Annotated in this window: 10 protein-coding genes; all 10 read left to right on the plus strand. The window is 74.5% G+C overall.

What is annotated here, in order from left to right; translation table 11 throughout:
- Positions 1 to 157 precede the first annotated feature (157 nt).
- The gene (locus BR98_RS26610) at positions 158 to 2,113 is read left to right on the plus strand and encodes a serine/threonine-protein kinase (protein ID WP_035848254.1); all 1,956 of its coding nucleotides are present in this window, start codon (positions 158 to 160) and stop codon (positions 2,111 to 2,113) included.
- 30 nt (positions 2,114 to 2,143) lie between these two features.
- The gene (locus tag BR98_RS26615) at positions 2,144 to 3,277 is read left to right on the plus strand and encodes a protein kinase domain-containing protein (protein WP_083977003.1); all 1,134 of its coding nucleotides are present in this window, start codon (positions 2,144 to 2,146) and stop codon (positions 3,275 to 3,277) included.
- Between the two features lie 136 nt (positions 3,278 to 3,413).
- The gene (locus tag BR98_RS39680) at positions 3,414 to 5,138 is read left to right on the plus strand and encodes a serine/threonine-protein kinase (protein WP_051970235.1); all 1,725 of its coding nucleotides are present in this window, start codon (positions 3,414 to 3,416) and stop codon (positions 5,136 to 5,138) included.
- 73 nt (positions 5,139 to 5,211) lie between these two features.
- Positions 5,212 to 6,831, plus strand: a complete 1,620-nt coding sequence (locus BR98_RS26625) for a succinic semialdehyde dehydrogenase (RefSeq protein ID WP_035848256.1) — start codon at positions 5,212 to 5,214, stop codon at positions 6,829 to 6,831.
- Between the two features lie 32 nt (positions 6,832 to 6,863).
- A complete protein-coding gene (locus BR98_RS26630; RefSeq protein ID WP_035848259.1) occupies positions 6,864 to 8,636 on the plus strand; it encodes a GMC oxidoreductase in 1,773 nt (590 codons plus the stop codon).
- Positions 8,637 to 8,765: 129 nt separating this feature from the next.
- Positions 8,766 to 9,248: an LPXTG cell wall anchor domain-containing protein gene (locus BR98_RS39685; protein ID WP_035848262.1), complete on the plus strand. Its 483-nt coding sequence runs from the start codon at positions 8,766 to 8,768 to the stop codon at positions 9,246 to 9,248.
- 31 nt (positions 9,249 to 9,279) lie between these two features.
- Positions 9,280 to 9,954 carry a class F sortase gene (locus BR98_RS26640; RefSeq protein WP_157537941.1) on the plus strand — a complete coding sequence of 225 codons (675 nt, stop codon included), beginning with the start codon at positions 9,280 to 9,282 and terminating at the stop codon, positions 9,952 to 9,954.
- A 53-nt stretch (positions 9,955 to 10,007) separates the two neighbouring features.
- Positions 10,008 to 10,790 carry a hypothetical protein gene (locus tag BR98_RS26645; RefSeq protein WP_035848264.1) on the plus strand — a complete coding sequence of 261 codons (783 nt, stop codon included), beginning with the start codon at positions 10,008 to 10,010 and terminating at the stop codon, positions 10,788 to 10,790.
- Positions 10,787 to 11,494 carry a two-component system response regulator CseB gene (gene cseB / locus BR98_RS26650; protein WP_035848266.1) on the plus strand — a complete coding sequence of 236 codons (708 nt, stop codon included), beginning with the start codon at positions 10,787 to 10,789 and terminating at the stop codon, positions 11,492 to 11,494. The genes BR98_RS26645 and cseB overlap by 4 nt, the downstream gene beginning before the upstream one ends.
- The gene (locus tag BR98_RS26655; RefSeq protein WP_035848268.1) at positions 11,491 to 12,723 is read left to right on the plus strand and encodes a sensor histidine kinase; all 1,233 of its coding nucleotides are present in this window, start codon (positions 11,491 to 11,493) and stop codon (positions 12,721 to 12,723) included. The genes cseB and BR98_RS26655 overlap by 4 nt, the downstream gene beginning before the upstream one ends.
- Positions 12,724 to 12,826: the final 103 nt, after the last annotated feature.

Consider the following 12,826-nt stretch of genomic DNA (forward strand, 5'->3'; position numbering starts at 1 on the left):
GGCCGCCTCGACGCTATTTCCGGGGTCGAGTGAACAGCGGGTCGGGGGACAGGGGATGATGGAGGCTTGACCGGTGGCGGTCCCGGCGCGGCCTTGCCCGCCGCGACCAGACGGTCCGTCACCTGACCCGGCAGCAGCACATGGGGGAACGCCCGTAATGACCCAGCCGCAGGGCACCTCCGGACGCGTCCTGGCCGACCGCTACCGGCTCGACTCGATTCTCGGCAGCGGCGGTATGGGCACCGTCTGGCGGGCCGAGGACGAGATGCTCGGCCGGATCGTCGCGGTCAAGGAACTGCGGATGCACGGCGGTGTGGACGAGGACGAGAAGCACCGGCTGATCGTCCGCACGCTGCGCGAGGCCAAGGCCACCGCCCGGATCCGGCACACCGCCGCCGTCACCGTCTTCGACGTGGTCGAGGAGGACGACCGGCCGTGGATCGTGATGGAGCTGGTGGACGGGCGCTCGCTGGCCGAGGTGGTCAAGGAGGACGGTCCGGTGACCCCGGTGCGGGCCGCCGAGATCGGCCTGGAGCTGCTCGGGGTGCTCGGCGCCGCGCACAGCCAGGGGATCCTGCACCGTGACGTCAAGCCGTCCAACGTGCTGATCGGCGAGGACGGCCGGGTGGTGCTGACCGACTTCGGCATCGCCAGCGTGGAGGGCGACACCTCGGTCACCTCCACCGGAATGCTGGTCGGCGCGCCCTCGTACATATCTCCGGAGCGGGCGCGCGGGCACAAGCCCGGGCCGCCGGCCGACCTGTGGTCGCTGGGCGGCACGCTGTACGCCGCGCTGGAGGGCAAGCCGCCGTACGACCGTGGCTCGGCGCTGGCCACGCTGACCGCCGTGATGACCGAGGAGCTGCCGGACCCGGCCAACGCCGGGCCGCTGCTGCCGGTGATCCAGGGGCTGCTGGAGAAGGACCCGGAGAAGCGGCTGGATGCCTCGGCGACCCGGTCGATGCTCCGGCGGGTGGTGGCGGAGTCCACCGCCCGGGCCGAGTCGACGACGCAGGCGAAGGTGCCGGTGACGGACGAGCCCGCCACGGCCGTCGCGCCGGCCGCCGGGCCGGTCGCCGGGCCGGTCGCCGCGAAGGCCGAGCGAAAGGGACTCGGGAAGGGCGGGGCCAGGCCGAGCGTGCCGGGCCTGAGCACGGTCCGGGTCGGCAGCGGCCGCACCCGGCCGGCTACCGCCGCCACCCCCGCCTCGGCCGCGTCCGCGTCCGCGTCCGCGTCGCCCGCCCCCGCCGCCGGGGCGGCGGCCGCCGAGCAGACCGCGTGGAGCAGCAGCCCGACCCTGGGCGCCGCCGCCCGCTGGCCGCGCCGACGGCTGCTGCTGGTCGCCCTGCTGCTGGCGCTGGTGCTGGTGGGCGGTGGCGTCTGGCTGGCCGTGGAGGACAGCGGCAAGGGCACACCGAACGGGGCGGCCTCGACGGCGTCCTCGGCCGGCACCGCGGGCGGGGTGGCCGGGGCTCCGGTGAGCGCGGCGCCCAGCTCGGCGGCCCCCTCCAGCGCCCCGACCGGCAGCGCGGCGCCCAGCACCGCGGCGCCCACCACGACGGCGCCGACCAGCCCGGCGGCAGCGCCGCCGCCGGCCGGCTCGCCCGCCGCCGCGCCGAGTTCGCCCGCCGCGAGTGCGAGCGCGGCCGGGCCCCAGGTCCCGGCCGGCTACCAGCTCTACACCGACCCCTCCGGTTTCAAGATCGTGCTCCCGCAGTGGCTGACCGACCAGGGCGTCGGCTACCGGGCCACGACGCGGAAGTTCGGCGGCCACGGCCTCTCGCTGCTGGTGGACTGGCAGTCGCCGGCCAACAGCAGCGCGCTGGCCGACTGGCAGGCCTCGGATGCCTCCGGCGCGACGACGTTCAGCGGCTACCAGCGGATCCAGGTGGCCCCGGTGACCTATGGTCAGTGGACCAACGCGGCCGACTGGGAGTGGACGTTCAGCGGCTCCTCCGGCACCCGGATGCACTCGCTCAACCGTGGCTTCGTGGTCGACAACGGCAAGTACGGCTACGCGCTGCTGTGGACCTCGAGCGACGCCGACTGGTCTTCGCAGGACTTCACCGGGGCCCGGAAGAACGGCTTCGACAGCTTCCAGCCCGCGCCGTAGCGGCGGCGGGCGAGAAGGAGGGGAACGGCCATGCGAGCTGGCCCTGGCCAGACCGTGGCCGGCAGGTACCAGGTGGTCGACCGGGTGGCGCCGGCCGACCCCAGCAGGCTGCGCCGGCTCGCCGTCGACGGCCGGACCGGCACCCGGGTGCTGCTGGAGGCGGTGGAGCTGCCCGAGCTGCTGGTCCCCGAGCTCAATGGCAGCGCCGACTTCGAGGGCAGCCGCTGGCTGGACCCGGCGGGCCTGATCGCCGAGGTGCAGGCGGTCCTCGCGGACAGCCTCGACCATCCGCGGCTGCGGCAGTCCTACGCGGTGGTCGCGGACGAGGGCCTGCTCTGGGTCGCGGTCGAGCAGCCGGTCGCCGTCGGGCTGCCCGAGCTGCTCGCCGACGGGCCGCTGGAGCCGTACCGGGTGGCCGAGTTGGCCGCCGACCTGGTCGGCGCGCTGGGTGCGGTGCACCGGGCCGGGCGGGCGCACGGCAACCTGGTGGTCGAGCAGGTGCTGGTCTGCGAGGACGGCGCGGCGCTGCTCGGCGGGCTGGCGATCGGCGCGGCCGAGGAGGCGCTGGCCAAGGAGCTGGGCGGCGCGGACGGCCGGCGCTGGGGGCAGGCGCGGGCCGGGCTGGTCGGGGCCACGGCCGAGCGCTGGGCGCCGGAGCAGCTGAACGGGCAGGTCGCGGCTGGTCCGGCCGCCGACTTCTGGGCGCTCGGGGTGCTGCTGTACCGGGTGCTGACGGGGCGTGGGCCCTTCCCCGAGCAGACCCCGACCGCGCTCTTCGCCGCGATCCGGTCCGGCGAACGGGCCGACAGCGGGGCCTGCGGGCCGCTGCGTCCGCTGGTGGACCGGCTGCTGGCCGCCGAGCCGGCCGACCGCCCGTCCGTCGAGGAGGCCCGGGGCTGGCTGTCCGAGTTGCTGGCCGCCGCGCCGGAGCCGTACCGGGTCGAGCCGGAGCCCGAGGTGCTGCCCGTGCTGCGCCCGCCCGGCGTGCTGGTGCGCCGCCCGCGCCGGCGGGCTCGCGGAGCCGACTCGCCGGTGGTCACGGACCACCGCCGGCACGCCCGGTCGGCCGGTCGGTCCTCGCCGCTGCTGCCGGTGTTGCTGGTCGGCGGGGTGCTGGCCGCGATGGTACTGGCGCTGACCGCCGTGGTGCTGTTGGCGGGCTGAGCCGCCCGCACGTCACAGCCCGGTCACGTGGCCGGGGCGTGCTCGGTGACGGGAGGTCGGACGCCTAGGCTGGGGCCGGAACATTGTCCGAACGGTGATCAGTTGCATGGTGCACCGAAGAGGGGGAGCGGTCGCCATGGGCGGACAGGAAGAGGCGGACGCCGCCGACCGGGCGAAGGCGCCCGAGCGCAGAATGCTGGCCGGTCGCTACGAGTTGGGGGAGCGGCTCGGCCGGGGCGGGATGGGGACGGTCTGGCGGGCCCAGGACTTGATGCTGGACCGCGAGGTGGCGGTCAAGGAGCTGACCGTCGACCACCTGCCCGAGGAGGATCTGGCGATCCTGCAGTCCCGGATGAAGCAGGAGGCGCGGGCCGCCGCCCGGATCAAGCACGCCGGGGTGATCACCATCCACGACGTGCTGGAGCAGGACGGCCGGCCGTGGATCGTGATGGAGCTGATCGACGGCCGCTCGCTGGCGGACGTGATCTCCCAGGACGGGCCGCTGCCGCCCCGGGCCGCCGCCGAGGTCGGGGCCCAGGTGCTGGCCGCGCTGCACAAGGGACACCAGCTCGGGGTGCTGCACCGGGACGTCAAGCCGGCCAACGTGCTGCTGGAGCGCGGCACCGGGCGGGCCGTGCTGCTGGACTTCGGGATCGCCAAGTTCGAGGGTTCCTCGGAGCTGACCCGTCCGGGCGACCTGGTCGGTTCGCCCGACTACCTGGCCCCCGAGCGGGCCCAGGGCGAGCGGCCAGGACCCGCCTCCGACCTGTGGGGGCTCGGCGCCACGCTCTACGCGGCCGTCGAGGGCCAGTCCCCGTTCCGCCGGGACAACCCGATCAGCACGCTGGCCGCGGTGGTGGACGAGCCGCTGCCGGAGCCGGCCAACGCGGGCGCGCTGGGCCCGGTGCTGGCGGCGCTGCTGACCAAGGAGTCCGCGCAACGGCCGAGCGCGGACGAGGCGCTGCGGATGCTACGCGCGGTGACCGACGGGCACACGGTCGGGATCGGCACGTCGCAGCCGCAGCGGACACCGACCCAGGTGGTGCCGGTGGTGGACCGACGGCCCGAGCCGGTCGACCAGGGCACCCCGCACCAGCCGGTGCCGGAGCGGCAGCCGACCGTGCCGACCACCCCGAACGCACCGGTGCAGCCGCTGCCGGCCGTGCCCCTCGCCCCGGTCCCGCCGCGTCGCCGGCTGGGCCTGCGGCTGGCGCTGATCGGCCTGGCCACCGCGCTGCTCGCGGGCGGTGCGGCCTTCGCGGTGCAGCGCTACCAGTCCGGCGGCACCCCGGTGGCGGACCCCACGCGCAGTGCCTCGCCCGAGACCACGACGCCGAGCCCGTCGGCGAGCCTGCCGGTCACCGAGGACGCGCCCGGCCCGGCGCCGACCGGGTACCGCTGGCAGGCCGACGACGAGGGCTTCCGCTTCCCGCTGCCCACCGACGGCGGCAGCTGGCAGCGCCGGGTCTACAACGGCAACAACATCTACTACACCCCGGACGGCCAGCGGCACCTGATCCAGTTCGCGGTCACCACGGGTGCGCTGGGCTCGCCGCTGGACCACCTGAAGGCGCTGGAGGCCGACAACCGCGGCAACAAGGACTACAAGCAGCTGAGCCTCGGCCCGACCCTGGTCAACGGCCACGAGGCGGCCAAGTGGGTGTGGACCTTCACCTGCACCGACAAGTGCCCCAATCCGGGCCCGCGCAAGGTCTTCGAGGAGGAGTTCAAGGACGCGGACGGCACCAGCTACGCGATCCTGGTCTCCGGGCCGCTCGCCGACGCCACCCAGGCGGAGCAACGGTTCATCCTGATCCTCAACAACTTCACGGTCACCAGGCGGGCCACGCCCTCCCACTGACCTATCGGTAACCGATCTTTTTGTGGTTACCGACGGGTACCGTACTGGCCGCCGAGCGCCTAGGCTGCGCCCCATGACGGACATATCGGCAGTCAGCCGCGGCACCGGCCGCAATCCCGTGGCCCCGGGCGCCGGCCGTACGGTCGCCTCGGCGGTCCCCCAGTCCCTGATCGCGCGGCTGGTCCGCGGGGTCACCGCCACCGGCGCGGCCGAGCCGGCCACCACCCTCGCCCCGCTCACCGGCGAGCCGCTGGCCGAGCTGCCGCAGTCCACTCCGGACGACGTCGCCACCGCCTTCGAGCTGGCCCGCCGGGCCCAGCCGGCCTGGGCGGCACTGCCGGTCAAGCGGCGGGCCGCGGTGCTGCTGCGCTTCCACGACCTGCTGCTGAAGCGGCAGGACGAGGTGCTCGACCTGATCCAGGCCGAGACCGGCAAGTCCCGGCTGCACGCCTTCGAGGAGGTGCTGGGCGCCGCGCTGGCGGCCCGCCACTACGGTCGCGCCGCCGCCGGCTACCTCAAGGACCGTCGGCGCGGCGGTGCGATCCCGGTGCTCACCCACACCCTGGAGGGCCGCCGGCCCAAGGGCGTGATCGGCCAGATCTCCCCGTGGAACTACCCGCTGGAGCTCTCGGTCAGCGACGCGCTGCCGGCCTTCGCCGCGGGCAACGCGGTGGTCAACAAGCCGGACACGCAGACCGCGTTGACCGCGCTGTGGGCCCGCGAGCTGCTGGTCGAGGCCGGGCTGCCGGCCGACCTGTGGCAGATCGTGATCGGCGACGGGCCGGTGGTCGGCCCGGCCGTGGTGGAGCACGCGGACTACGTCTCGTTCACCGGCTCCACCCGCACCGGCCGCGACGTGGCCCAGCGCGCGGCGGCCCGGCTGGTCGGCGCCTCGCTCGAACTCGGCGGCAAGAACGTGCTCCTGGTGCTCGCCGACGCCGACCTGGACAAGGCCGCCGAGGGCGCCGTGCGGGCCTGCTTCTCCTCCGCCGGACAGCTGTGCATCTCGATCGAGCGGCTCTTCGTGCACCGCTCGGTGGCCGACGCGTTCCTGGCCAAGTTCGCCGCGCGGACCGGCGCGCTGCGCCTGGGCGGCGGCCTGGCCTACGGCGCCGAGATGGGATCGCTGGTCTCCGACCGGCAGTTGGAGACCGTCACCCGGCATGTCGAGGAGGCGGTCAAGGCCGGGGCCACGGTGCTGGCCGGCGGCCAGGCCCGCCCGGAGATCGGCCCGCTCTTCTACGAGCCGACCATCCTGGACGGGGTCACCCCCGAGATGGCCGTCTGCACCGAGGAGACCTTCGGCCCGGTGGTCTCGATCTACCGCTTCGACACCGAGGAGGAGGCCGTCACGGCGGCCAACTCGACGCCGTACGGCCTGAACTCCAGCGTCTGGACGAAGGACCTGCGGCGCGGCCGGGCGGTCGCGGCACGGCTGCACACCGGCACCGTCAACGTCAACGAGGCCTACGCGGCCGCCTACGGCTCGGTCGCCTCGCCGATGGGCGGGATGGGCGACTCGGGCCTGGGCCGGCGGCACGGCGCCGAGGGCATCCTGCGGTTCACCGAGGCGCAGACCATCGCCACCCAGCGGGTGCTGCCGATCGCGCCCTCCTTCGGCCTGGACGACGAGAAGTTCGCCGCCCTGTTCACCAAGAGCCTGCGGGCCCTGAAGGCACTGGGCTTCAAGTGAGTGAGGGCCGAGGGACTGTGGAGACGGACGAGATGGACTTCGACTACGACGTGATCGTGGTCGGCTCCGGCTTCGGCGGTTCGGTGGCCGCGCTGCGGCTGACCGAGAAGGGCTACCGGGTCGCGGTGCTGGAGGCCGGCCGCCGGTTCACCCGGGAGGAACTGCCGAAGACCTCCTGGGACGTGAAGAACTACCTGTGGGCGCCGGGCCTCGGGCTCTACGGCATCCAGCGGATCCACCTGCTGGCGAACGTGCTGGTGCTGGGCGGCGCCGGGGTGGGCGGCGGTTCGCTCAACTACGCCAACACCCTGTACGTGCCCCCGAAGGCCTTCTTCGAGGACCGCCAGTGGCAGCACATCACCGACTGGGAGGAGGAGTTGGCCCCCTTCTACGACCAGGCGCAGCGGATGCTCGGGGTGCGGACCAACCCCACCATGACCCCCTCGGACATCCACCTGAAGGCGGCCGCCGAGCGGATGGGCGTCGGCGACACCTTCCACTTCGCGCCGGTCGGCGTCTTCTTCGGCGACGGGCGCGATGCTGACGGATCGTCAAAGACCGCTCCCGGTACGGAGGTCGACGACCCGTACTTCGGCGGTGCGGGCCCGCGCCGGAAGGCCTGCGTGGAGTGCGGCGAGTGCATGACGGGGTGCCGGCACGGCGCCAAGAACATGCTCACCGAGAACTACCTCTTCCTGGCCGAGGCCAACGGCGCCGAGATCCACCCGCTCACCACGGTGGCCCGGATCCGCGAGCAGGACGGCGCCAACGGAAGCTCGGGCTTCGCCGTCGACGTGCAGCGCACCAACGCCCGTGGCGCGGCCGCGAAGAAGGCCGGCGCCCGGACCCTGACCGCGGCGAAGGTGGTGGTCGCGGCCGGCACCTACGGCACCCAGACCCTGCTGCACCGGATGCGCGACCAGGGTCGGCTGCCCGGGATCCCGGCCACCCTGGGCGAGCTCACCCGCACCAACTCCGAGGCCCTGGTGGGCGCGCAGACCACCCCGCGGCGCTACGGCGGCCCGGTGGACTTCACCAAGGGGGTGGCGATCACCTCCTCGATCCACCCCGACGCCAACACCCACATCGAGCCGGTCCGGTACGGCAAGGGCTCGAACGCGATGGGCTTCCTGTCGATCCTCCAGGTGCCCGGCGGCGGTCGCGGCCCGCGCTGGCTGCGGGCGGGCGCGACGGCGGTCAAGCACCCGACCGTCTTCGCCCGCTCGCTGAGCAACTACCGGTGGTCGGAGCGCACCATCATCGGCCTGGTGATGCAGTCGCTGGACAACTCGATCACCGTCTCGCTCAAGCAGAAGGGCCTGGGCAAGGGGTCGTTGACCTCCCGGCAGGGCCACGGCGAGCCGAACCCGACCTGGATCCCGGCGGCCGAGGAGGGCGCCAAGGCGCTGGCCGCCGAGATCGGCGGCTTCGCGGGCTCCACCGTCGGCGAGGTCTTCGACATCCCGATGACGGCGCACTTCATCGGCGGCTGCCCGATCGGTGACAGCCCCGAGCACGGCGTGGTCGACCCGTACCACCGGCTCTACGGCCACCCCGGGATCAGCGTGGTGGACGGCTCGACCATCTCCGCCAACCTCGGCGTGAACCCCTCGCTGACCATCACGGCGCAGGCCGAGCGGGCGATGTCGATGTGGCCCAACAAGGGCGAGGCGGACCTGCGGCCGGCCCAGGGCGAGGCCTACCGCCGGGTGGCGGCGGTGGCGCCCCGGCAGCCGGCGGTACCGGCCGGCGCCTTCGCGCAGCTGCTGCTGCCGGTGCCGGAAGTGCCGCGCAAGGACGGGTAGTCGGGACTGTTACAGAGCCGGCCGGTGGCTGTTACACGGCTGCCGGTCGGCCGAGGGACGGGCTTCCTAGCGTGGGCGCAGCCGGCTCGGGCCAACCGGGTCCGAGCCCCCCGCTCCGGAGGACTTCCCATGTCACGTCCCCAGACCGCGCGGTTCGCGCTGGTCGGTTTCGCTGTCGCCGCGGTGCTCGCCGGTACTGGCGGCGCCGCCTACGCGGACGGCGCTTCGCCGTCCGCCTCCGCCACGCCGAGCGCGGCCGCTTCCGGCATGCCGAGCGTTGCGGTCTCCGCCACCCCGAGCGCTGCGGCCTCCGCGCCGGCGGCCGTCGACAAGCCGACGCCCTCGGCCAGCGGTCAGCCCGTCGTCCCGCCGTGCTTGATCAAGCCCCAGCCGTCCGCGCCGGCCAAGGACCTCTCGCCGGCGCCCTGCCCCAGGCCCTCGGGTGTGCCGACCGCCCAGGTCAAGACGGTTCCCAAGGGCGGTGCGCAGACCGGTGAGGGCGCTACCGGCCACTCCGCCACCAGCTGGGCGGCCGGCTCCGGCCTGGCCGTGCTGGGCCTGGCCGGCGTCGGCTACGCCGTCCGCCGTCGCCGTGCCGGCGCCCAGGGCTGACCGGTCCCGTCGCCGCCGGCGCCCCAGGTGGGTGCCGGCGGCGGCGGGCGGGGTGCTGGCGCTGGTGCTGGCGGGGGTGGTGCTGCGGCCGGTGCCGGCGCCCGCACCGGTGCGGATCGACTCGGTGGCGGCGGCACCCGGCAGCCCGGTGGCCCCGACCGGGTCAGCCGGAGCCACGCCACCTGGGACCACGGCACCTGGGGCTGTGTCACCTGGCAGCACGTCAGCCGGCAGTCCGTCACCCCGGCCCACGTCCACCGCGCCGCCGGCGCGGCTGCTGATCCCGGCGATCGGGGTGGACGCCCCGGTGCTGGCCGGTGGGCTCAACGCCGACGGGACGGTGCAGGTGCCGCCGCTCGAGCACCCCGAGGAGGTCGACTGGTACCGCGACGGACCCGCGCCCGGCCAGGTCGGTCCGGCCGTGCTGCTCGGGCACCTCGACACCCGTAACGGACCCGCGGTCTTCCAACGGCTGTGGCGGCTCAAGGCCGGGGACCGGATCGAGATCCGCCGCACCGACGGCAGCAGCGTCGCCTTTCGGGTGCGCGAGCTGCGGCAGCAGCCGAAGGACGCCTTCCCCACCGAGGCCGTGTACGGGGACACCGCGGACCCGCAGTTGCGGCTGATCACCTGCGGGGGAGTGCTGGGCAGCAACGGGCACTACTCCGACAACATCATCGTCTTCGCGGATCTGAGTGCAGAATGATCCGCTGACCCAACCTCATCGAAAGCCGGACCGCATCGAAAGGACGTGCGCGCGTGAGTTCCCGGCTCGTTCGTACGGCCGCCGTCGCCCTGGGCGCGGTGGCGCTGGCCGGCTGCGCCGGTGCGGGCGGGCTGCACGACCTCGGCCCGACCCGCACCATCACCGCGCGGCCGAGCCCGTCGCCGCTCTGGCCGGCCGCCGAGGCCGTCAAGTCGCCGTCCCCCGCGGCGACTCCGACCCCCTCGCCGAGTCCGTTGCCCGAACTGACCGTTCCCGGCGACGACCTGCGGGCCGTGGACACCAACCGGGTCCTCGGCCTGGACCCGGGTCTGCGTCCCGACGAGCGCAGCGCGCTGCTCGGCTGCACCGGCTGCCAGGTGCTGGAGCCGAAGTACCGCGACCTCACCGGGGACGGTCGACCCGAGCTGATCGTCGCCGTGCTCACCGAGGACCAGCGCGCCTACCTGCACGTCTACCAGTCGCGCGAGCAGCGGGTGCTGCCGGTGCTCAGCCTGCCGGTGCTGCCCGGCTTCACCGCCGAGACCTCGGGCCAGGACCTGTTGGTGGAGGAGCCGACCAGCTCGGCCACCAAGACCACCAGCACCTACCACTGGAACGGCGCCAAGCAGGCTTTCGACCGCGACATCGTGGCGACCTGCCCGTCCACCGACGCCGAGGCCTGCCTGCCGCCGGGCGCAGCGACCTCCTCGCTGCGCCCGGACAAGAAGCCCTCGGCGGTCCCCTCCGCCGCCTACCCCTTCCCCGGGCCCTGGGTGCTGCCGACCCCGACGCCCAGGCCCGTACCGAAGCCGAGCAGCCCCGGAGGCAGCCGATGACCGCCACCCCGCGCGTGCTGCTGGTCGAGGACGACGAGGTGATCCGCGAGGCGACCCGGATGGCGCTGGAGCGCTACGGCTTCCCGGTGGACACCGCCGCCGACGGTCTGGAGGGCCTCGAGCTGTTCCGCGCGCGCCGCCCGGACCTGCTGCTGCTGGACGTGATGCTGCCGCTGCTGGACGGCGTCGGGCTCTGCCGCCGGATCCGCGAGGAGAGCCAGCTGCCGATCCTGATGATGTCCGCCCGCACCGACCCGATCGACGTGGTCTCCGGCCTGGAAGCGGGCGCGGACGACTACGTCACCAAGCCCTTCGAGACGGCCGTGCTGGTCGCCCGGATCCGCACCGTGCTGCGCCGCACCGGCCTGCAGGCACCCGCGGCGGCGCCCGAACCGCCGCGCACCGTACGGGAGATCGACGGCCTCCAGGTGGACACCGACGCGCTGGACGTGCGGGTGGACGGCCGCCCGGTGCCGCTCACCCCGACCGAGCTGCGCCTGCTGCTGGAGTTCACCGCCGCGCCCGGCATCCTGTTGGAGCGTCAGACACTGCTGGAACGGGTCTGGGACTACGCCTGGGGCGCCGACACCCGCGTGGTGGACGTCCATGTGCAGCGGCTGCGGGCGAAGATCGGCGCGGACCGGATCGAGACCGTGCGCGGCTTCGGCTACCGGCTGCGGCGACTGCGCGGCGGTGGCACGTGAACCTGCGCCGGCAGATCGCCGTCACCGTCGCGGTGGTCTCCTTCCTGGTCGCGCTCACCGTCGGCCTGCTGGTCCACCGGGCCTCGGTGGCCCAGCACACCGCACAGTCCCGCGCGGCCGCCGAGGCCGCGTTGGACGCCGTGCTGGACTACTACGACCGCACCGGAGCGCTGCCCTCGGCCTGGCACGCGCAGATCGACGCCCCGGGGCTGCCGGCCCCGCTGAGCCGGCTCGCCGCCCAGGGCCGGCACGGCTCGATGCTCGGCGACGGACCGGCACCCGGGCACGGATCACCGCTCGGGCACGGATCACCGGGCAGCGCGATGTGGGCGGCGGGCCGCGCCGACGGCAAGGTCTTCTCGGTCTGGATCGACTACGCCCCCGACGCCCGGGCGATCGCCGCACTGGACCGCACCATCATGGTCTCGGCGGCGCTCTCGGTGGTCGTCACCGCGCTGGCCGGTGTGCTGGTCGCCCACCGGATCAGCCGCCGGCTGCGCACCGCCGCCCGGATCGCCCGCACCATCGCCCAGGGCGACCTGGAGGCCCGGATCGGCCCGCTCGGCCGCCCGCGTGACGAGGTCGCGGAGCTGGCCGCCGCGCTGGACTCGATGTCGACGGTGCTGAGCAGCAAGCTGGCCAACGAGCAGCGGTTCACCGCCGACGTCGCGCACGAGCTGCGCACCCCGCTCACCGGGCTGCTCACCGCGGCCGAGCTGCTGCCGCCGGGACGGCCGACCGAACTGGTGCAGGACCGGGTCCGGGTGCTGCGCGGGCTCACCGAGGACCTGTTGGAGGTCTCCCGGCTGGACGCCGGCGCCGAGACCCCCGAACTGGCCCGGGTCACCCTCGGTCCGCTGCTCAAGCGGATGCTCGACCCCGCGGTGGAGCTGCGGGTCCGGGCCGACGCCGAGGTGACCACCGACCCCCGCCGGCTCGACCGGGTGCTCGGCAACCTGGTCGCCAACGCTCGGCGGCACGGCGCCGCACCCGTGGTGGTGACGGTGGACGGCCCGGCGATCAGCGTCCGCGACCACGGCCCCGGCTATCCGGCCGAGGTGCTGGCGGACGGGCCGCAGCGGTTCCGCACCGGCGCCCGGGCCCGCGGGCAGGGGCACGGACTCGGCCTGACGATCGCCCAGGGGCACGCGGCGGCGCTCGGCGTCCGGCTGCGGCTGGGCAACCATCCGGACGGCGGGGCGCTGGCCGAACTGGTCTTCCCCGGCTGAACGGTCTTCCTCGACCGAACGGTGGTCCCCGGCCGAACGGTCGTCCCAGGTCGAGAGCGCAGGCAAAGGGCCCCGCGGGGGGACGGGGCCCTTTGTCGCTCAG

The organism is Kitasatospora azatica KCTC 9699 (genome assembly GCF_000744785.1).
Classification (GTDB): Bacteria; Actinomycetota; Actinomycetes; order Streptomycetales; family Streptomycetaceae; genus Kitasatospora; species Kitasatospora azatica.